General features: G+C 74.5%; 14 protein-coding genes and 1 pseudogene. 11 read left to right on the top strand and 4 right to left on the bottom strand.

All coding sequences use genetic code 11. The features are described from left to right. Window positions 1-1,188: an FAD-dependent oxidoreductase gene (locus ACFYOS_RS09355; RefSeq protein WP_387137530.1), complete on the top strand. Its 1,188-nt coding sequence runs from the start codon at window positions 1-3 to the stop codon at window positions 1,186-1,188. Window positions 1,189-1,207: 19 nt separating this feature from the next. On the opposite strand, the gene ACFYOS_RS09350 is transcribed toward ACFYOS_RS09355, so the two are convergent. Then, window positions 1,208-2,053: a GNAT family N-acetyltransferase gene (locus tag ACFYOS_RS09350; protein WP_387137528.1), complete on the bottom strand. Its 846-nt coding sequence runs from the start codon at window positions 2,051-2,053 to the stop codon at window positions 1,208-1,210. Between the two features lie 147 nt (window positions 2,054-2,200). On the opposite strand from ACFYOS_RS09350, the gene gltB reads away from it, so the two are divergent. The 4 genes and pseudogenes from gltB to ACFYOS_RS09330 all read left to right on the top strand — a co-directional run. Then, on the top strand, window positions 2,201-6,910 hold the full coding sequence (gene gltB, locus ACFYOS_RS09345; RefSeq protein ID WP_387137525.1) for a glutamate synthase large subunit: 4,710 nt from the start codon (window positions 2,201-2,203) through the stop codon (window positions 6,908-6,910). Next, window positions 6,903-8,441 carry a glutamate synthase subunit beta gene (locus tag ACFYOS_RS09340; RefSeq protein WP_387137522.1) on the top strand — a complete coding sequence of 513 codons (1,539 nt, stop codon included), beginning with the start codon at window positions 6,903-6,905 and terminating at the stop codon, window positions 8,439-8,441. Before gltB ends, ACFYOS_RS09340 begins: the two co-directional genes overlap by 8 nt. A 206-nt stretch (window positions 8,442-8,647) precedes the next feature. After that, window positions 8,648-10,117, top strand: coding sequence for an MFS transporter (locus ACFYOS_RS09335; protein WP_387137519.1), 1,470 nt, complete (start codon window positions 8,648-8,650; stop codon window positions 10,115-10,117). Window positions 10,118-10,177: 60 nt separating this feature from the next. Then, window positions 10,178-10,549, top strand: a pseudogene (locus tag ACFYOS_RS09330) (hypothetical protein); the annotation flags it as partial. A 52-nt stretch (window positions 10,550-10,601) separates the two neighbouring features. On the opposite strand, the gene ACFYOS_RS09325 reads toward ACFYOS_RS09330, so the two are convergent. Further along, on the bottom strand, window positions 10,602-12,065 hold the full coding sequence (locus ACFYOS_RS09325; RefSeq protein WP_387137516.1) for an MFS transporter: 1,464 nt from the start codon (window positions 12,063-12,065) through the stop codon (window positions 10,602-10,604). A gap of 353 nt (window positions 12,066-12,418) precedes the next feature. On the opposite strand from ACFYOS_RS09325, the gene ACFYOS_RS09320 reads away from it, so the two are divergent. After that, window positions 12,419-13,000, top strand: coding sequence for a TetR/AcrR family transcriptional regulator (locus ACFYOS_RS09320; RefSeq protein WP_387137912.1), 582 nt, complete (start codon window positions 12,419-12,421; stop codon window positions 12,998-13,000). A gap of 90 nt (window positions 13,001-13,090) precedes the next feature. Here the strand turns inward: ACFYOS_RS09320 and ACFYOS_RS09315 are convergent, their stop codons facing one another. Next, entirely contained in the window at window positions 13,091-14,512 is a 1,422-nt protein-coding gene (locus ACFYOS_RS09315) for an alkaline phosphatase PhoX (RefSeq protein ID WP_387137513.1), read from the bottom strand. Between the two features lie 191 nt (window positions 14,513-14,703). On the opposite strand from ACFYOS_RS09315, the gene ACFYOS_RS09310 reads away from it, so the two are divergent. The 4 genes from ACFYOS_RS09310 (at window position 14,704) to ACFYOS_RS09295 (ending at window position 19,412) form a co-directional block, all read left to right on the top strand. After that, window positions 14,704-17,226, top strand: a complete 2,523-nt coding sequence (locus ACFYOS_RS09310) for an FtsK/SpoIIIE domain-containing protein (RefSeq protein ID WP_387137511.1) — start codon at window positions 14,704-14,706, stop codon at window positions 17,224-17,226. Further along, window positions 17,223-18,026, top strand: a complete 804-nt coding sequence (locus ACFYOS_RS09305) for a hypothetical protein (protein WP_387137509.1) — start codon at window positions 17,223-17,225, stop codon at window positions 18,024-18,026. The genes ACFYOS_RS09310 and ACFYOS_RS09305 overlap by 4 nt, the downstream gene beginning before the upstream one ends. A 122-nt stretch (window positions 18,027-18,148) precedes the next feature. After that, entirely contained in the window at window positions 18,149-18,412 is a 264-nt protein-coding gene (locus ACFYOS_RS09300) for a DUF6244 family protein (protein WP_387137506.1), read from the top strand. Window positions 18,413-18,617: 205 nt separating this feature from the next. Further along, entirely contained in the window at window positions 18,618-19,412 is a 795-nt protein-coding gene (locus ACFYOS_RS09295; protein WP_387137503.1) for a lipase family alpha/beta hydrolase, read from the top strand. Window positions 19,413-19,510: 98 nt separating this feature from the next. On the opposite strand, the gene ACFYOS_RS09290 is transcribed toward ACFYOS_RS09295, so the two are convergent. Continuing rightward, window positions 19,511-20,383: an aldo/keto reductase gene (locus ACFYOS_RS09290; protein WP_387137500.1), complete on the bottom strand. Its 873-nt coding sequence runs from the start codon at window positions 20,381-20,383 to the stop codon at window positions 19,511-19,513. Window positions 20,384-20,599: 216 nt separating this feature from the next. Here ACFYOS_RS09290 and ACFYOS_RS09285 point away from each other — a divergent pair, with 216 nt between their 5' ends. Continuing rightward, a complete protein-coding gene (locus tag ACFYOS_RS09285) occupies window positions 20,600-20,965 on the top strand; it encodes a YciI family protein (RefSeq protein WP_387137498.1) in 366 nt (121 codons plus the stop codon). Window positions 20,966-21,069: the final 104 nt, after the last annotated feature.

The following is a 21,069-nucleotide window of genomic DNA, read 5'->3' as shown; positions in this document are numbered from 1 at the left end:
GTGCGTACCGCGGTGGTGGTCGGCGCCGGCCTCGGCGGGCTGGCGGTGGCCGGGGTGCTGGCCCGCTCCGGGTGGCGGGTCACCCTCCTCGAACGGGCCGACCGGGTCCGCCCGGAGCCGACCGCCGTCGTGCTCTGGCCCAACGGGGTACGCGCGCTGCGCGCCCTCGGGCTCGGCGCCGGGTTGGACGCGATCGCCACCCCGCTGCCCGACGGCGGGGTACGCCGCCCCGACGGGCACTGGCTGGTCCAGCCCCGCCCCACCCCGGCCGAGCGGATGCCGGTCGTGGTGCACCGGGAGGACCTGCACGACGCGCTCATCGCCGGGCTGGGCGACCGGGTCGAGCTGCGTACCGGGGTGACCGTGCGCACCGTGCGCGCGGTCTCCGGGGAGCGTCCGGCGGTCGGCGACGGCCGGCACACCATCGAGGCCGACCTGGTGGTTGCCGCCGACGGCACCGACAGCGAGATCCGCCGCCAGCTCGCGCCCGAGGCGGCGGTGGTCAGCTCCGGCTGCGCCGCCTGGCGGGCGGTGATCCCCTGGTACCGGGTGCCCCGGCTCGCCGCCGAGCAGCAGGTGGGCAGGGAGGTGCTCGGCGCGGGCTACCGCTTCGTGGCCGCCTCGCTCGGTGAGCGCGGCGCGGCTGGCGGGTCCAGCCGGGGCGGCGTCTACTGGGTGGCCACGGCCGCCGGAGCGCCTCGCCCGGAGCCGCCGGAGACCCAGCTCGCCCTACTGAAGCGCTGGTACGCGGGCTGGCCCGCCCCGATCGCCGAGCTGCTCGACGCCACCGACCCGGCGGACCTGGTGCAGCAGGAGATCCGCGAGCTGCGGCCGCTGCCCCGGGCGTACGGCTTCCCGGCCGGTCCGGGCGGGGTGGTGCTGCTCGGCGACGCCGCGCACGCCATGCCGCCGCACCTCGGGCAGGGCGCCTGCCTCGCCTTCGAGGACGCGGCCACCCTCTCCTCGCTGCTGCGCGAGTCCCGGCTCCCCGACGCGGTGGCCGCGTACGACCGGGTGCGCCGGCCCCGCGCGGCGACCATGGTGCGGCAGACCCGTCGGATGGCGGCGGTGCTGCAGACCCGGGGGCGGCTGGCGCTGCGCGCCCGTGACGCCGCCCTCGGCACGATCAGCCCCCGGCTGCGCAACACCGCGGCGGCGGCCGCCGCCTCCTGGCACCCGCCCGCCTGACCCGCGGGGCTGGCGAGGCTCAGCCGATCAGGGCGGCCGGTTCGGCGATGCAGGCGGTGCCGACGCGGCGGAAGCCGACCCGCAGGTAGACCCGGGCGATCTCCTCGCTGCCGGCGGAGAGCAGGACCAGGTCGGTGCCGGCCGCGAGCAGTTCGTGGGCGAGGGTGGCGGTGACCGCCGCCCCGAGGCCCCGCCGGCGGGCCAGCGGCAGGGTGGCCACCCCGGCGATCTCCGCCACGTCGTCGACCCGCATCGCCATCCCGCTGGCCAGCGCTCCCTGCTCGGGGATATCGGCGAGCACGGAGATGCGCCGGCCGTCGGCGATCCGGACCGCCTCCTCCTCCAGCGCGACCACGTCCAGGCGCGCGACCGCCGCGTCCCGCTCGGCCGGGCCGGCCTCGCCGCGCGCGGTGCCGCCGTTGGAGAAGCCGACCGCCGCGACGGCCCGTCGGACTGCCACGTCGGCCGCGAAGCCGGGGTCCGCCGGGTCGAGGATCCGCACCGGTACGTCGCTGAGCGTCATCGGATCGGGCAGGCGTGCCGGGTCGAGCACCATGAGTGGTGCCTCCAGCACCGACAGCCCCGCCGAGCGGGCCACGGCGAGCAGCTCAGGGGTGACCTCGTGCACCCACTCGAACGCCTCCGGCAGGCCCAGCTCCCGCTGGCGGGCCCGGACCGCGGTCACGTCGGCGAGCGAGGGCGGCTCGGTCGCGTCGAGCCGGGGGCGGGCGTAGAACGGCCATCCGGCGCCGTCCCGGACGAACAGCACCAGCGGCCCGTACTCCTCCGCACGGGCCGCGTCCCGGGGCACCGCGTCGTAGAACCGCTCCAACCGGTCGAGCACGTCAGCGCGTACGACATCCACCGCGCGAGACTACACGTCCCAGATGCTGGAAGTGTGATCAATCTGAACTGGCCTTGCGCCGGACGCCCTAACGTAGACTCAATAAAACCCACGTAGGGCCGACGTCGTCCCGACCATGATCCAACCTGAGTGACGACAGGAGGCCCGGTGGCCTTTCCGTACCCTCTCAGCCCCCAGCCGGCCCCGCACGCGGGGCTGTACGACGCCGCGCACGAGCACGACGCGTGCGGCGTGGCCTTCGTGGCCGACCTGCACGGACGCCGGTCGCACGAGGTCGTCGTCAACGGCCTCGGGGCGCTCTGCCGGTTGGACCACCGGGGTGCCCGGGGCGCGGAGCACAACACCGGTGACGGCGCGGGGATCATGATCCAGGTGCCGGACGCGTTCCTTCGCGCGGTCGTCGACTTCGCCCTGCCGCCGGCGGGTCAGTACGCCACCGGCCTGGTCTTCCTTCCCGACGACGACGCCGCCGAGGCCCGCGCCCGCCAGGTGGTGGAGAAGTACGCGCTGGTCGAGGGGGCCGACGTCCTCGGCTGGCGGGACGTCCCGACCGACCCGGCCGGCCTCGGCGAGACCGCCCTCGCGGCGATGCCCCGGGTCCGGCAGCTCTTCCTCGCCGCGCACCGGCTCACCGACTCGCCCGCCGGTCCGGCCGGCTCCCCGCTGAGCGGGCTCGAGCTGGACCGGGTGGCGTTCTGCGTGCGCAAGCAGGCCGAGCGGGAGACCGCCGAGCGGGGCGTGCCGGCGTACTTCCCGTCGCTGTCCGGCCGGACCATGGTGTGGAAGGGCATGCTCACCCCGGACCAGCTCCCGGAGTTCTACCCGGAGCTGACCGACGAGCGGGTGGTCAGCGCGATCGCCCTGGTGCACTCGCGGTTCTCCACCAACACCTTCCCGTCCTGGCCGTTGGCCCACCCGTACCGGTTCATCGCGCACAACGGCGAGATCAACACGATCCGCGGCAACCGGAACTGGATGCAGGCCCGCGAGGCGCTGCTGCGCAGCGGGAACCTCCCCGGCAACATCCGCCGGGTCTTTCCGGTCTGCACCCCCGAGGCCTCCGACTCGGCCAACTTCGACGAGGTCCTCGAGCTGCTGCACCTGGCCGGACGGAGCCTGCCGCACGCGGTGCTGATGATGATCCCCGAGGCGTGGGAGAACGACCCGGACATGCGCGCCGACAAGCGCGCCTTCTACCGCTTCCACGCCAGCCTGATGGAGCCCTGGGACGGCCCCGCCTCGGTCGCCTTCACCGACGGCGAGATCGTCGGCGCGGTGCTCGACCGCAACGGGCTGCGCCCCGGCCGCTGGTGGCGTACCGCCGACGGCCTGGTGGTGCTGGGCAGCGAGGCGGGCGTGCTCGACCTCGACCCGGCCACCGTGGTGGCCAAGGGCCGCCTCCAGCCGGGGAAGATGTTCCTGGTCGACACGGTCAACGGCCGGATCGTCCAGGACGACGAGATCAAGACCGAGCTGGCCGCCGCCCGGCCGTACGACGAGTGGCTGCACGCCGGCCTGATCGAGCTGGACGAGCTGCCGCCGCGTGAGCACATCGTCTACACCCACGACTCGGTGCGCCGCCGGCAGCAGACGTTCGGCTACACCGAGGAGGAGCTGAAGATCCTGCTCGCCCCGATGGCCCGCAGCGGCGCGGAGCCGATCGGCTCGATGGGCACCGACACCCCGATCGCCCCGCTGTCCACCCGGCCGCGGCTGCTCTACGACTACTTCCACCAGCTCTTCGCCCAGGTCACCAACCCCCCGCTGGACGCCATCCGGGAGGAGCTGGTGACCAGCCTGGCGTCCACCATCGGGCCGGAGGGCAACCTGCTCGACCCGGGACCGGCGAGCTGCCGGCAGATCGTGCTGCCGTACCCGGTGATCGACAACGACGAGCTGGCCAAGATCCTCTCCATCGACGAGGACGGCGACCTGCCCGGTTTCAAGGCGGTCCGGGTCTCCGGGCTCTACCGGGTCCGCGACGGCGGGGCCGGCATCAGGGCCCGGCTCACCGAGATCTGCCGGCACGTCTCCGAGGCGATCGAGGACGGGGTGCGCATCCTCGTCCTGTCCGACCGGGACTCCAACGCCGACCTGGCCCCGATCCCGTCGCTGCTGCTCACCGCGGCGGTGCACCAGCACCTGGTGCGCGAGCAGACGCGGACCCAGGTGGCGCTGATCGTGGAGTCCGGCGACTGCCGGGAGGTGCACCACGCGGCCGTGCTGATCGGGTACGGCGCGGCGGCGGTCAACCCGTACCTGGCCTTCGAGTCGGTGGAGGACATGATCTTGAACGGCCATAATTCGGCCTCCGCGCCGCCTGGCGGCGCTCCGGACCGAATGAAGGCCGCTGGGGCGCTGGTCGGCGTCGACCCGGAGAAGGCCGTCCGCAACTACGTCAAGGCGCTCGGCAAGGGCGTCCTGAAGATCATGTCCAAGATGGGCATCTCGACGGTCTCGTCGTACTGTGGCGCGCAGGTCTTCGAGGCGGTCGGTCTGGACACCCGGCTGGTCGAGCGCTACTTCCGGGGCACCCCGAGCACGATCAGCGGCATCGGGCTGACCGAGATCCACGCCGAAGTGGCCGCCCGGCACGGCCTCGCCTGGCCGGCCCCCGGGGCGCAGCCCTCGGACCGGCTGGAGGTCGGCGGCGAGTACCAGTGGCGCCGCGAGGGTGAGCTGCACCTGTTCAACCCGGAGACGGTCTTCCTGCTGCAGCACGCCACCCGCAGCCGCCAGTACGACATCTTCCGGCAGTACACCGCCAAGGTCGACGAGCTGGCCGCCCGGGCCGGCTCGCTGCGCGGCCTGTTCACCCTGCGCACCGGCGTACGCCCGGCGGTGCCCTTGGAGGAGGTGGAGCCGGCCAGCGAGATCGTCAAGCGGTTCGCCACCGGCGCCATGTCGTACGGGTCGATCTCGGCCGAGGCGCACGAGACCCTCGCCATCGCGATGAACCGCCTCGGCGGCAAGTCCAACACCGGCGAGGGCGGCGAGGACGTCGAGCGGCTGCACGACCCCGAGCGGCGCTCGGCGGTCAAGCAGATCGCCAGCGGCCGGTTCGGCGTGACCAGCGAATACCTGGTCAACGCCGACGACCTGCAGATCAAGATGGCCCAGGGCGCCAAGCCCGGCGAGGGCGGCCAGCTCCCCGGCAACAAGGTCTGGCCGTGGATCGCCCGTACCCGGCACGCCACCCCAGGGGTCGGCCTGATCTCCCCGCCGCCGCACCACGACATCTACTCCATCGAGGACCTGGCCCAGCTCGTCCACGACCTGAAGTGCGTCAACCCGGCCGCCCGGGTGCACGTCAAGCTGGTCAGCGAGGTCGGCGTGGGCACGGTCGCGGCCGGCGTGGCCAAGCTCAAGGCCGATGTCATCCTGATCTCCGGCCACGACGGCGGCACCGGCGCGTCCCCGCTCAACTCGCTGAAGCACGCCGGCACCCCGTGGGAGCTGGGTCTGGCCGAGGCGCAGCAGACGCTGCTGCTCAACAAGCTCCGCGACCGGGTCACCGTGCAGGTCGACGGCCAGCTCAAGACCGGCCGGGACGTGCTGGTCGCGGCGCTGCTCGGTGCGGAGGAGTTCGGCTTCGCCACCGCCCCGCTGATCGTCGAGGGCTGCGTGATGATGCGGGTCTGCCACCTGGACACCTGTCCGGTCGGCATCGCCACCCAGAACCCGGTGCTGCGCGAGCGCTTCACCGGCAAGCCGGAGTTCGTGGAGAACTTCTTCCTCTTCCTCGCCGAGGAGGTCCGGGGCTACCTGGCCGAGCTCGGCTTCCGCAGCATCGAGGAGGCCATCGGGCACACGGAGCTGCTCGACGTCCTTCCGGCCGTCGACCACTGGAAGGGCCATGGCCTCGACCTCAGCCGGGTCCTGCACCTGCCGGAGCTGCCCGAGGGCGCGGCCCGACGGGGGATCCGGGCCCAGGACCACGGCCTGGCGGCGGCCCTGGACAACGAGCTCATCGCGCTGGCCGGGCCGGCGCTGCGGGACGGCACCCCGGTCCGGGTCCAGGTGGCGGTCCGCAACGAGCACCGCAGCGTCGGCGCGATGCTCGGCGGCGAGGTGACCCGCCGCTTCGGCGGCGCCGGCCTGCCCGCCGACACCATCGAGTTCCTGCTGCACGGCACCGCGGGCCAGTCGTTCGGCGCGTTCCTGCCGCCCGGGGTGACCCTGCGCCTGCACGGCGACGCCAACGACTACCTCGGCAAGGGCCTCTCCGGCGGCCGGATCGTCGTCCGCCCGGACGTCGTCGCGCCGTTCGTGGACGACGCGGCCGGGCCGGGGGAGCGGGCCGAGGACCAGATCATCGCCGGCAACACCATCCTGTACGGCGCGACCGGCGGCGAGGTGTTCCTGCGCGGCCGGGTCGGCGAGCGGTTCGCGGTGCGCAACTCCGGCGCGGTGGCCGTCGTCGAGGGCGTCGGCGACCATGGCTGCGAGTACATGACCGGCGGCACGGTGGTGGTGCTGGGCTCGACCGGGCGCAACTTCGCCGCCGGCATGTCCGGCGGCGCCGCGTTCGTGCACCGGCTCGACCGGCGGATGGTCAACACCGAGCTGGTCGACCTGTCGCCGCTGCGCGAGGAGGAGCGGGACCGGCTGCACGAGCTGGTCCAGCGGCACTTCGCCGAGACCGACTCGGCGGTCGCCGAGGAGCTGCTCAAGCGCTGGCCGGAGGCGGTGGAGGAGTTCACCGCCGTGGTGCCCCGGGACTACCGCCGGGTGCTGGAGATCATGCGGGCCGCCGAAGCCGCCGGCCACGACATCGACGACGCGGTGATGAGTGCCCTCGCCGCGCCGGTGCCGCCCGCCCCGCGGGCGGTCGCCCAGGAGGTGGCTCGTGCCTGACCCCAACGGTTTCCTGCGCTACGACCGGCGGCTGCCCGCGCGCCGCCCGGTGCCGGTGCGGATCATGGACTGGCGGGAGGTGTACCCGCAGGCCGGCGAGGAGTTGATCCGCGAGCAGGCCACCCGGTGCATGGACTGCGGCATCCCGTTCTGCCACGACGGCTGCCCGCTGGGCAACCGCATCCCGGACTGGAACGACCTGGTCCGCACCGGCAACTGGGACGCCGCGGTGGAGTCGCTGCACGCCACCAACAACTTCCCCGAGTTCACCGGCCGGCTCTGCCCGGCGCCGTGCGAGGCGGCGTGCGTGCTCGGCCTCGGTGGCCAGCAGCCGGTCACCATCAAGCAGGTCGAGGTGGAGATCGCCGACGCGGCGGTGGCCCGCGGCGGGCTGCGCCCCCGCCCGGTGCCGGCCCCGACCGGCAGGTCGGTCGCCGTGGTCGGCTCCGGCCCCGCCGGGCTCGCCGCCGCGCAGCAGCTCGCCCGCGCCGGGCACAACGTCACCGTGTACGAGCGGGACGACGCGCTCGGCGGCCTGCTCCGGTACGGCATCCCCGACTTCAAGCTGGAGAAGCGGCACATCGACCGGCGGCTGGCCCAGCTCTCCGCCGAGGGGGTGCGCTTCCGGACCGGGGTGAACGTCGGCGTCGACGTGACCGCGGAGGAGTTGCGCGCCGAGCACGACGCGGTGCTGCTCGCCTGCGGCGCGCTGCAGGGCCGGGACACCCCGGAGACCCCGGGCCGGGCGCTGCGCGGCGTACACCAGGCGATGGCGCACCTGGTGGCGGCGAACCGCGCCGTCGCCGCGGCGGCTGCCGGCCAGCCCAGCGTCGCGGCGGCCGGGGACGGCCGGCAGCCGCCGGCCGTGCTCCCGGACGGCACGCCGATCGACGCGGCCGGCAAGCACGTGGTGATCATCGGCGGTGGTGACACCGCCGCCGACTGCCTCGGTGTGGCCCACCGGCAGGGGGCGGCCGGCGTCCACCAGCTCGACCTCTACCCGGAGCCGCCGGCCGGCCGGGACGCCGCCCGGGACCCGTGGCCGACGTGGCCGTGGATCCTGCGCAACTACCCGGCGCACGAGGAGGGCGGGGAGCGGGTCTTCGCCGTGGCGGTGCAGGAGTTCGTCGACGACGGCACCGGCCAGGTGACGGCGGTCCGCATCGCCGAGGTGACCGTGGAGAAGCGGGAGGGCCGGCGGACCGTCACCGTGCTGCCCGGCTCCGAGCGGGAGCTCCCGGCCGACCTGGTGCTGCTGGCGATCGGCTTCGACGGCACCGAGGAGCAGCCGCTGCTGGCCCAGCTCGGGGTGGTCCGCAACGGCCGCGGCGCGGTGGACGCCCGCCCCAACTGGCAGACCGACGTCGACGGGGTCTTCGTCGCCGGGGACATGCACCGGGGTGCGTCGCTGATCGTCTGGGCGATCGCCGAGGGGCGGGCCGCCGCCGCGGCCATCCACGCGTACCTGGGCGGGGTGGGCGAGCTGCCCGCGCCGGTGGACCCGGCCCAGCAGCCCCTCGCGGCCCGCTGACCCCGACCGACGTCGGATCGCCGACGTGGGGATGTCCTGACCCGTCGGACACCTCACGTCGGCGTTCGCGCTTCGGCGCAGGGGTGCCGGGCGGTGGTGAGCCTCCTCACGGAATGCGCAAATAGGTTTAAACGCTGTCAGACTTGTCCACCGGCCGGACCTGCGGGGTCCGGCTTCGTCGTGTCACCGTCTGGACGGGGAATCTCATGGCCCTCGGCGCCACGTTCGCCGCGCTGCGCCACCGCAACTACCGGATCTGGGCCGGCGCCGGGTTCGTATCGATCATCGGGACCTGGATGCAGGTCCTCGGGGTCAACTGGTACGTGCTGGCGAAAACCGGATCCGCCACCTCCATGGGGCTCACCGTCCTGCTCCAGGCGCTGCCCACGCTGGTGCTCAGCGTCTGGGGCGGCGCGCTGGCCGACCGGGTGCCGGCCAAACCGCTGCTGATCGTCGCCCAGGCGGCGCACGCGGCCCTCGCCGCCGGGCTGGCCGTGGTGGCCATCACCGGCACCGGCGGTCTCCCGGCGATCTACGCGATCTCGCTGGTCACCGGGGCGGTGTCGGCGATCGAGGGCCCGGTGATGGGCCGCTGGGCGTCAACCCTGGTGGACCGGGAGAGCCTCGGCAACGCGCTGGCGCTCGGTTCGCTCACCAACTCCGCGGGCCGCATCCTCGGCATGAGCCTGGGCGCCGTCGTGGTCGCCGCCGTCGGCCCCGCGCTGCTCTTCGCCGTCAACTCCGCCAGCTTCGTCGCGGTCGTCGTCGCCCTGTTCGCCGTACGCGAGGGGGAGCGGCACACCGGCGAGCCGGCGGCGGCCGACGCGGCGCCGGCGGACGGCGGCATCCGGGCCGGCTTCCGCTACCTGCTGCGCCAGCCCGTGGTGCTGGTCGCCCTGGCGCTGTCGTTCGTGCTCGGCAGCCTGGGCCGCAACTACCAGGTGACCATGGCGGCGATGAGCGACGGGCCGCTGCGCGGCGGTGCGTCCGGGTACGGCTTCCTCTCCACCGTCTTCGCCGTCGGCACGGTGGTCGGTGCCCTCGTCGCGGCCCGCCGCCGGGAGTTGGGCTACGGCATGCTGGTCGGGGCCGGCCTGCTCGCCAGCAGCCTGCAGATCGTCGCCGGGCTGGCCCCGGGCACCCTGGGCTTCGCCGCGGTGATCCTCCCCGTGGCGGCCGCCGCGGTGGTCATCGACACCACGGTCGGCGCCCGCGCCCAGCTCGACACCGAGTACGCCATGCGCGGCCGGGTGCTGGCCGCCCTGGCGGTCACCGGCTCGGTCTCCGCCGCCGTCGGCGCGCCACTGCTCGGCTGGCTCGCCGAGTACGTCGGACCCCGGCAGACCCTGGTGCTCGCCGGCACGGTCACCGCCGTCGCCACCGTCGTGGCCGGCGTGGCCCTGGACCGGCTGCGCGAGCGCCGGTTCACCCTGGCGCTGGCCGCGCCCGCCGTCCGCCGCCGGGTCGTGGCCAGGGCCGCCCGCGTCGTCCGCCCGGCCAGCGTCGGGCTGGGCGCCGCCCGCCACGCGGCGCTGCCCCGGCCGGCGGCGCTGCCCGCTCCGTCCCGGGCCCCGGTGGCCGGTGCGCCCTCGACGGTGCTGTCCGGCGCGGCTCCGGCAGCGTTGTCCGGTGCGGCTCCGGCGGTGCTGGCCGGCGCCTCACCAGCGGGTCGGTGAGGTACCCCTCCTCCGGGTGAGCGAGGTCATGATCTTCGTGCCCGGGTACGACCCGTTCGGGGCACCGACTGGCTGGCCTTCGCCCACCTGGTGCTGGCGGTGGCCTTCTGGGGGCCGCTGCGCGACCCGGTGCGCAACGTCTGGGTGGTCCAGCTCGGCATGATCGCCTGCGCCGGGATCGTGCCGCTGGCGCTGATCTGCGGGCCGGTCCGGGACATCCCCTGGTTCTGGACGCTGGTCGACCTCTCCTTCGCCGTCGGCGCGTTCCCGCCGCTGTGGTTCGCGTACCGGCACATCCGGGCGCTCGAGGCGGCCCGGGGCGCCGGTGGCCGCGTCACGGGTGCCGGCGACCAGCTGACCCGGCCCGCGGCCGGGGTCCGCTCCCGAGGTGTCGGAGCGGGCCCCGGCCGCGGTCAGCGGTCCAGGAGTTGATGTGTCGGCCGGATCTTCGCCGCGGACTTCGGCTGCGCGCCGGCGCGGCGGATCAGCGTCCCGCCGTCGCGAGTTCACCGGTCAGCTCGGGCTCGGCGCTGCGCGTCGACAGCGAACCGCGCTGTCCGCGTACCGCCCGGCGGCCGGAGGGGACGATCAGGGCGGCCACGGCGGCGGCCAGCGAGATGCCGGTGAGCAGCAGGAAGCCCATGGTGAAGCCGGCCTCGCGGGGCAGCCCGCCGGCCTGCGGGTGGGCGGTGATCACGCCGCTGACCACCGCGGCGCCGATCGCACCGCCGATGGTGCGGATGTTGGCGTTCATGCCGGTCGCCACGCCGGTCTGCCCGGGCGGCACGGTGGCCACGATCAGGTTGGCCATCGAGGCGAACGCCAGCCCGATGCCCAGTCCCACCAGCCCGCCGGCCACGCCGATCTCCCAGCGGGTGTCGTGGGCGACGGTCAGCATGGCCGAGGCGAGCACGTTGAACACCGCACCGGTCGCCAGTTGTGCCTTGGCGCTGAACCGGGCCTGCAGTCGTCCGGCGGCGATGCCGGCGACGAACATGCCGACCAGCATCGGCAGCATCAGCAGCCCGGCCTGGGTGACGCTGGCGCCGAAGCCGTATCCGGCGCTGGTCGGGATCTGCACGAACTGCGGCAGGAAGGCGTAGACGGCGAACATCGAACCGCCGTAGAGCAGGGCGACCAGGTTCGTCGTCCACACCCCGGGCAGGCGCATCATCCGCATGTCGATCAGCGGGTTGGTGGCGCGGGTCTCGGCCACCAGCCAGCCGACCAGCAGTACGCCGGCGAGCAGCAGCAGGCCCGTCACCCGGCCGGAGGTCCAGCCCCAGACGGTGCCCTTGCTGACCGGCAGCAGCAGCGCCACCAGCCAGCCGGAGAGCAGCAGGGTTGCCCCCCAGTTGATCCGGCCCGGCGTACGGACCGGCGACTCCGGCACGAACCGGTTCGCCGCGAGCGCGGTGAGCCCGACGACGACCATCGGGATCCAGAACAGCCAGCGGTACCCCACGGTGGCGACGATCGGGCCGGCCAGCACGACGCCGAGGCCGCCGCCGGCGGCGACGATCGCCGAGATCGCCGCGACCGCCGAGCTCACCCGTGCGGCGGGGAACTCGTCCCGGATGATGCCGAACGAGAGCGGGAAGACGGCGCCGCCGATGCCCTGGACGACCCGGGCGGCGATGAGTACGCCGATGTTGGGCGCGACGGCCGCCAGCAGGCAGCCGAGCGCGAGCGCGGCGAGGGAGACGACCAGCGTCCGCTCCTTGCCGACCATGTCGCCGATCCGGCCGAGGACCGGCGTGAAGATCGACGCGGAGAGCAGGTAGGCGGTCAGCACCCAGGTCACGGTGTTCTGGGAGGTGTGCAGGTCGTGCTGGATGGTGGGCAGCACCGGGGTGATCAGCGACTGGAGCATCGCGAAGAAGCCGGCGCCGGCCGCGAGGACGAGGAAGGTCAGCCGACGCGAGTCGCGTCGGATGGTGTCAATCACGGAAGGACTCCCGTTTCGCGTACGAGGGGAATGGTCTGCCGCGGGCGGCGGTCGGCCGCCCGGTCGGTCTGAGGTCGGGTGGAGCGCGGTGGCCGGGTCACGCGGACCGGGCGGCTCGCCGGGCCGGAGCGGCAGTGCGCCGGCGGCGGGAGCGGAGGGTGTCGCGCCGGGTTGCGGGCATGACGCGGCTCGTGGGCGGGTTGTCTGGTCTGCCGGTCCGGGTGCGCTGATACCGGCCGGAAGCCCGGAGTAACATATCCGGAGGCAGGGCTCCGGTCAGTTCCGGAGGGGTGCCTCCACTAACCTAGCGGAGGGATGCCTCCGGTTGCAAGGCGAGAGAGGTGACGCGCGTCATGGCCAACGGCGAGCAGCTGGGAGAGGCCCTTGCTCGGCGTCCCAAGCGGGCTGACGCCCGGCGCAACTACGACGCGTTGATCGCCGCCGCCCGGGAGGTGTTCGCCGAGTGTGGTGCGGGCGCGTCGCTGGAGGAGATCGCCCGGCGGGCCGGAGTCGGCATCGGCACCCTCTACCGGAACTTCCCCGGCCGGCGTGACCTGTTCGAGGCGGTCTACGTCGAGGAGGTGCGCGCGCTCAGCCGATCCGCCGCCGACCTGGCGGACCTCCCACCGTGGGACGCCCTGGTCGCCTGGCTTAACCGGTTCGTCGCGTACGTCGCCACCAAGCGGGCCCTCGCCGAGGAACTGGTGCACGACTCCGAGGTGTTCCGCAGCTGCCGTACCGAGATCTACGCCGCGGGCGAGCCGTTGCTGCGCCGCGCCCAGGAGGCCGGGGTGGCCCGGCCGGACGCCAGCTTCGACGACGTGGTGCGGCTGATCAGCGGGGTCACCGCGTACCAGTTCCCCGAGCCGGCCCAGCGCGACCGGGTGCTGGCCATCGCCCTGGACGGCCTGCGCTTTCCGGCCGCGCACCGCTGACACCGCGCAAGGCCGGGGCCGGTCGCGCGTGACCCCGGACAGACGGCGGCCGGCGGCTCCCCGCGGGGAACCACCGGCCACCGGGACCACTCAGGACGCCGCGACGTCCGCGTTGCTCGGCCGGCCCCACGGGCCGGTGATCGCGAAGACGTAACCCGGGGTCTGGATGTTGGCGAACAGGATGGTGCCGTCGGCGCTGAACGTCGGGCCGGTGAACTCGCTGTCGTTCAGCTCGTTGCGGGCCAGCGGGTAGGCCTTGCCCGGCTCGGTCACCCCGACCAGGTGCGACACGCCCTCGCCGTCCTCGGCCAGGATCACCCCGCCGTACGGCGACACGGTGATGTTGTCCGGGCCGTCGTAGTTGCCGTTGTCCGCCTCCGGGTCGGTGTTCACCCCGAAGATGGTCTTCAGGGTGACCGACTCGGTCCGCGGGTCGTAGAACCAGACCTGGCCGTCGTGCTCGTTGACGCTGCCATCGCTGTGCCGCGCGAAGCTGGCCACGAAGTACGCGCCGCCGTCGGCCCACCAGGCGCCCTCCAGCTTGCGGCTGCGGGTCACCTGCGCGTCGGTGAACTGCTTGCGCACCGAGACGGTCTTCGCGTCCCGGTCCGGCACGTCCACCCACTCCACCTTGTAGCGGGTGCCCGGGGTGGTGGCCTCGGCCAGGTCGGCGACGTGCTCGTCGCCCCGGAAGCAGGTCATCGCCTGCAGGCTGCCCGCGGTGTCGCCGTCCGGGCGCTCGGCGAGGGCCCGCAGCGCGCCCTTGCCGCCCCGGAAGCCGGCCGGCGGCGTCCACCGGAAGTAGAGGCCGTTCGGGCCGCCCGCGTCCTCGGTCAGGTAGATCGAGTGGGTGTACGGGTCCACGGCCACCGCCTCGTGCGCGTAGCGGCCGAGGAACCTCAGCGGCACCGGGTTCTGGTTGGCGGCCCGGTCGTGCGGGTCTACCTCGAACACGTACCCGTGGTTCTTCAGGAACTTCCCGCCCGCCCGCTGCTCGGTCTCCTCGCAGGTGAGCCAGGTGCCCCACGGGGTGATGCCGCCGGCGCAGTTGTTGTGCGTGCCGGCCACGCTGACGTACTCGCGCAGCCGCCGGCCCTGCCCGTCCACCTCGATGGTGGTGGTGCCGCCCTGGGCGCCCGAGTCGTAGGTCAGCCCGGCCAGCGCCGGCACCCCGTACGGCTCGCCGCCGCCGATCTCGTGGTTGTTGACCAGCACGGAGCCGTTCGGGCTGCGGAAGCAACCGGTGCCGTCGGCGTCGCTCGGGGTCAGGTGGCCGGACTCCAGCACGGTCACGCCCGCCTGCGCCACGATGGTGTACGAGAAGCCGGGCGGCAGGGCCAGCAGGCCGGCCGGGTCCGGGACAAGTTCGCCGTAGCCGACCGCCGGGCGGGTGGCGGCCCGGGCCGCCACCGGCCCCGCGATCGCTTCCAGGTTGCCGGCCACCACGATGCCGAGGCCGGCGGCCGCGCCGGTGCCCAGCAGGGCCCGGCGGGAGATGGGGGAGGAGGTCACGTCGTCGCCTTCCTGTTCACTTACCTATGGAGAGCAGGCAATCCGGGCCGGGGGAACGGCGGCCGGCGGGAACGGCTGCCGTCCGGTGAACAGTGGACCAACCCTGCGCGCGGATCGCGTACCGTGCCGGGTCGGCGCGCGTCCGTTAGGGTTCCCTCGATCGGCACCGCGACGGCGTCGGAGGGCGGACGGTGGGCAGGCTCGAGACGGCGTACAGGCAGGCGCTCGCCCTTCACCGGCAGGCCGTGCGGCGCTGGCAGGCCGCGCGGCGGTTGCTCGCCGCCGCCGCGCCGGTGGCCCCCGGCAGCCCTGAGCTGGTCGCCCGGCTGGCCCGCCTCGGCGCCGCTCTGGCCGCCCCCGCGCCCGGCGTCGCCCAGCTCGCCACCACCCCGGTCCCGGTCCGCGTCGGCGAGGCGAGCACCTTCGACGGCGGGTTCCCGGTGCTGGTCCCGCTGGCCGGCGGCAACCACCTCGCCATCGACGCCGACGCGCGCGACCCCCGGGTCGGTGAGCTGCTGCGGGCGGTGGTGACGCAGTTGCTCGCCGCGGCCCCGGCCGGCGCGGTCCGGGTCGCCGGCATCGACCCGGTCGCCTTCGGCGCCGCGTTCCTGCCGCTGCGCCCGCTGCTCGACGCCGGCGTGCTCGCCCCCACCGCCACCACCAGCGCCGAGGTCGCCGCCCTGCTCGACGAGGCGGAACGGCACGGCCGTGCCGCCCAGCACGCCGCCCGCGACGACCAGGACCTGCTGCTGCTGGTCGCCGCGTCCGCGCCGCGGCCGCGCGAGCTGGCCCGGCTCGCTGCGCTCACCCACGCTGGACCGGCCGCCGCCGTCTGCGTGCTGCTCGCCGGCCACCTGGGCGACGCGCCGCCGCCGCTCGGCGCTACCACCCAGCTCCGGCTGGGTGACCGGTACGCCCTGGTCGGCGACCCGCCCGGGCAGCCGTTCAGCCCCGACGGCACCGGCCTGGCCGCCCCGGTCGTGCTCGACGGCGACCCGTCGCACGCCACCGTCACCGGGCTGGCCCGGCGGCTCGCCGCGGCCACCCGCCGGGCCGAGGCGGTGACCTTCACCGACCTGCTCCCGGCCCGGCGCTGGGCCGAGTCCGCCGGCGCCGGGCTGCGCACCGTGCTCGGCCGGGCCGGTCGTAAGCCGGTCACCGTGGCGTTCGACGACGCCACCCCGCACTGGCTGGTCGGCGGGCGTACCGGTGCGGGCAAGACGGTGCTCCTGCTCGACGTGCTCTACGGGCTGGCCGCCCGCTACCCGCCGGCCGAGCTGCAGCTGTACCTGCTCGACTTCAAGGAGGGGGTCAGCTTCACCGAGTTCGTCCCCACCGAGCGGGACCCGTCCTGGCTGCCGCACGCCCGGGCGGTCGGCATCGAGTCCGACCGCGAGTACGGCGTCGCCGTGCTGCGCGAACTGCGCGCGGAGCTGACCCGCCGGGCCGGCCTGCTCAAGAAGCACGGGGTCACCAAGCTCGCCGACCTGCCGCCGTTGGCCCGGCCACCCCGGATCGTCACCGTGGTCGACGAGTTCCACGTGCTCCTCGCCGGCAACGACGCGCTCGCCCGGCAGGCCGTCGACCTGCTGGAGGAGTCGGCCCGCAAGGGCCGCTCGTACGGCCTGCACCTGGTGCTGGCCAGCCAGAGCACCACCGGCATCGAGGCCCTCTACGGCCGTGCCGAGGCGATCTTCGGCCAGTTCCCGTTGCGGGTGGCGCTGCCCGGCGGGGGCGGCGTGCTCGACCCGCTCAACGACGCCGCCACGGCCCTCACGGTCGGCACGGCCGTGGTCAACACCGCCGGGGGCGCGGCCGGCGCGAACACCGTGGTCCGCTTCCCCGACGCGCACGCCGCCGCGGCCGACCTCGCCACCCTGCGGCACGAGCTGTTCCAGGCCCGCCCGGCCGGCTCGCCGCCGCCGACCGTCTTCCGCGGGTACGAGGCGCCCCGACTGGTCGACGACCCCGGCTGGGCCGCCCTGCGGCCGGGCGCCGAACCGCCGCTCGCCCTGGTGGGCCGCACCGTCGACGTGGCGGGCAGCCCCGCCGCAGTCCGCCTCGACGCCACCCCGGGCCGGCACCTGGCCGTGGTCGGCACCGCCGCCGTCGGGGCCGACGTGCTCCGGTCGGCCACCCTCAGCCTGGCCCGGCAGCACCTTCCCGGTACCGCCCGCTTCCTGCTCGCCCCCCTCGCTCCCGGCACCACCGGGCTCGCCGACGACCTGGCGATGACCCTGGCCGCCGCGCGGCATCCAGTCCGTCGCCTCGACACCGCGCAGCTGCGTGCCCACCTCGCCGAGCTGGTCGCCGCGACGGGAGAAGCGCGACCGGAGGTTCCCGTCCGGACGTACCTGGTGGTGTTCGGGATGGACGCCGCCGCCGGCACGCTCGCCGCCGCCGACCCGGCCACGTTCCGCTCCGGCCACGACGACCTGCGGGACGTGCTGCGCCAGGGACCCGCGTCCGGTGTGCACCTGCTCGGCTGGTGGCGCGGGCTGCGCCGGCTCGGCGAGGACCTCGGCGGCAGCCAGCACCGCGACGACGTGTCCTGCCTGGTCGCGCTGAACGTGCCTGGCGCGGACCTCGGCCTGCACCTCGGCGCGCACGATCTCAGCTACACCCCACGGGACGGGCGGGCCCTGCTGGTGGACCGGAACGACCAGCGCACCGCCCTGATCGTGCCCTTGGTCGGCGACGGAGACGACCGGTGACCTTCGAGGAGTACGCGGCCCTGGCCCGGGAGCTCTCCGCGCGGCAGCGCGGCGGGGAGCAGGCCGTCGCCGCCGAGACGGAACGCCGGCGCGCCCTGGACGCCACCGTGGACCAGCTCGGCCAGCGGCTCGCCGCGCAGGGGCAGCGCCTCGACCAGCTCGGCCGCGCCATCGGCGTCCCCGCGCCGCCGGAGGGTGCACCCGCGCCGATCGGGTCGGCCACCCCGGTCGGGGCGCCGGCAGGTGGTGCTCCCGCACCGGCCGGGCTGCCCGGCGCCCCACCCGGACCAGGGACCGGAACGACCGGCGGCGCAGCCGCCGGGCCGGGGCGGCCCGGGGTCGGGGCGTATCCGGAAGGGACGGTGCCCGCGCCGCGCGCGGGTGACCCGGCGGTGGAGCTGGCGGCGGCCCGGCGGCTCGTCGACGAGGCCGACCGGTACGGGCAGCAGGTCGAGGCCCTCGCGCACCGGCCCGGGCTGCTGCCCACATGGTCGCCGCTCGGTCGGGCGGTCGCGGTGTACGCCGCCTGCGCCCTGGCCGGCTCGGTGGTCATGCTCGCCACCCTGGTCGGCTCGCCGATTCCGGTGACCGGGCTGGACCTGGTGGCGGCCAGCGCGTGCGCGGGCGTCCCGCTGCTGTCCTTTCTGGTCGGACAGCTCGTGCTCGCGCGTTGGGGCCGGCCGGTGATCGGGGGCGACGGCCCGTCGTCGCGGTACGTCCCGCTCGGCTTCGTGATCTGCGCGCTGCTCTCCTCGACGCTGTTCTGCCTCTACCTGGTGGCCTTCCGCCTGTTGCGGTGAACCCCGGCGGCGGTGGTCCCGCAGATCTTGGACGATTTCGGCCCCTCCAGGGGCCGTTTCGCGCCAAGATCTGTCCTTGCTCCGTCCCGTAGGCTGCCGGGCAGGCGAGCAGGGGAGGGCGCGTGAGCGCGGCGCAGATCATCGCGAGGCTGGCGGCGGCCGCCCAGAAGCTGGACGAGGCGAAGGCCAAGGCCGCCGCCGCGGCGCAGGATGTCGCCGAGGCGCGGGTGCTGGTCGCCGGCGCCCTGGAAGGGGTGGCGGCCGGGCCACTGATCGGCGTCATCGACGCCTACCGGCAGGCGCTCGCGCAGGCCGTCCAGGGTGGCGGGCCGGCGCGCCAGCACCTCGAGGAGACCATCGCCAAGGTCCAGGCTCTCGGCAGCTGACCGACGCCGCCGTGGCCGGCGGCGGACGGGGACGGTGCCCGGATGGATTCGCCGGTTTGTGCCTCCAGCGCAACAACGGGTTACCGGCGCGTAACTTTCCATTGACGTATGTGAAATTCGGCACGCATCATCGTTCCCACGATCGATCGGATCCCCCCACCCGTCCCTCCCGGCTTACCGGGTGCCTCCCACCGGAGGTGCAGCCATGCTGCTCCGAAAGATCCTGGCAGCGGCCGTCACCGTCGCCGCCCTGCTCGTCCCGGCCACCGCCGCCCAGGCCGCCAGCGCGGGCGACGCCACCACCGCCACCGCATCCGCCCGCACCGCCGAGGCCGTGGCCGCCGCCAACCCGGTCATCGTCGTCGGTGGCCTGATCGGCGTCTCCATCGCGTACGAGCCGATCGCCGCCCGACTGCGCGCCGACGGTTTCCGGGTCTCGATCTACCAGCTGCCGAACCTCGGCTTCGGCGACATCCGCGAGTCCGCCCGGGCGCTGTCGTCCTACGTGGACCAGATCCGCGCCGCCACCGGGGCGGCCAAGGTGGACCTGGTCACCCACTCCGAAGGCGGCCTGGTCGGCCGCTGGTACGTGAAGTTTCTCGGCGGCGCCGCCAAGGTCGACCACTACCTCAGCCTCGGCAGCCCGCAGTACGGCACCTACGTCGCCAACATCATCAACTTCCTCGGCCTGGGCAGCTGCGCCGGCATCGTGGCCTGCCAGCAGATGGCCACCGGGTCGAGCTTCCTCGCCGACCTCAACGGCGGCGACGACACGCCGGGCGCGGTCCGCTGGACGACCGTCCGGACCTGGCAGGACGAGCTGGTCATCCCGGTCGACAACGCCGCCCTCGCCGACGGCGCCACCAACGTCCTGGTGCAGGCATGGTGCCCGCTGCGGATCGTCGGCCACCTCGGCCTGGTCCTCGACGGCACGACCTACACGATCGTCCGGCAGGCGCTCGCCGGCGCCACCATCCGTCCCAACTGCTTCGCCCTCTGAACCGAGCACGTCGACGGGCGGCGCGCGGCCGCCCGTCGGTCCTGCCGTAGTGGCGGTGCCGACGATGAGGTCGGCGGCCCGCCAGGCCGGAGCGTTGCTCAGGCGGCCTTGGCAAGGACCTCGAACTCGCCGTCGGTGAGCTGCACCTCGGCGGCGGCGACGTTCTCCTCGAGGTGCGCCACGGAGGACGTACCCGGGATCGGGAGCATGACCGCCGACCGGCGCAACAGCCAGGCGAGGGCGAGCTGAGCGGGCGTCGCGCCGTGCTCGGTGGAGATCGCGTCCAGCGGACCGCCCGGCCGGGCCAGGTTGCCGGTGGCGATCGGGAACCACGGGATGAACGCCAGGTCGTTGCGCTCGCAGTGGTCCAGCACGTCCTCGGCGCTGCGGTCGGCCAGGTTGTAGAGGTTCTGCACCGAGACGATCGGGGTGATCCGCCGGGCCGCCTCGATCTGCTCCACGGTCACCTCGGAGAGCCCGATGTGCCGCAGCTTCCCCTCCTGCTTGAGCAGGGCCAGCTCGCCGAGCTGGTCCTCCAGCGGCACCTTCGCGTCGATCCGGTGCAGCTGGTAGAGCGGGATGCAGTCCAGGCCGAGATGGCGCAGGCTCAGCTCGCACTGCTGGCGCAGGTACTCCGGGCGGCCGACCGGGCGCCAGTCGCCCGGGCCGGACCGGGTCAGCCCGGCCTTGGTCGCGATGACCAGGTCGTCGGCGTACGGGTGCAGCGCCTGCTTGATCAGCAGCTCGCTGACGAAGGGCCCGTACGAGTCGGCGGTGTCGATGAAGGTCACGCCCAGCTCGTACGCCCGGCGCAGCACCCGTACCGCCTCGGCCGGGTCCTTGGGGTCGCCCCAGACCCCCGGCCCGGTGATCTGCATCGCCCCGTAGCCGAGCCGGTCGACCTGGAGGTCGCCGCCGATCCGGTAGGTCCCCGAAGCCTTCGCAGGCTGCCTGCTGGCACTGGTTGCCATGCCGGTCCCTCCTGTGGGTCGTCGTCGGTGGCGTGCCCCGCCATCGACCTGGCGGCTTTCCCGCGAATCGCGGGCTCCAACGTCGTTTCGCGGGACGAACGGCCCGCCGGGTCGGCAACCCGGCCGCCGCCGGGGCAGTTGGGCCGAGCGACCGCGAGCGCGGTCGGCGCCGTGCGACGCTGTGCCGGAGGCGGGACGTACGTCTGGAGGTGCGCCATGGCCGCGACGCCGCGGGTCGACTTCGCGCTCGACACGTACGAGTGCATCGTGATCTACCCGGGGCCGTCCGGCCGGGCCCTGCCAGAGGAGACGGTGCAGCGGCTCCAGGCCGAGCACCTCCGGCACATGCAGGCGCTGCACCGGCGGGGCATCATCCTGATCGACGGCTCGGTGGACGGCCCGGCCCGCGAGCCGGACCCGCCGATCGGCTTCGGCCTGGCCCGTACCGGGTCCGTGGACGACGTCCGCAGCGTGATGGAGGCCGACCCGGCGATGCAGGCCGGGCTCTACCGGGTGGACGTGCTGACCTTCCTCTGCCCGGCCGGGTCGCTGGAGTTCCCGCTGGCCAAGACGCAGGGCTGAGCGGACTGGTCCGCCTCGACCGGCGTCTCCCAGACCGGCACGCGCCGGTGGGCGATCGACGGCCCTCGTGGTGGTCCGGCCCGGTCCCGGCCCACCCGGACGGC

Source organism: Micromonospora sp. NPDC005806 (assembly GCF_042871425.1).
Taxonomy (GTDB): Bacteria; Actinomycetota; Actinomycetes; order Mycobacteriales; family Micromonosporaceae; genus Micromonospora.
The sequence above is the reverse complement of the archived record's forward strand: the minus strand, read 5'-3'. Positions and strand labels throughout refer to the sequence as shown.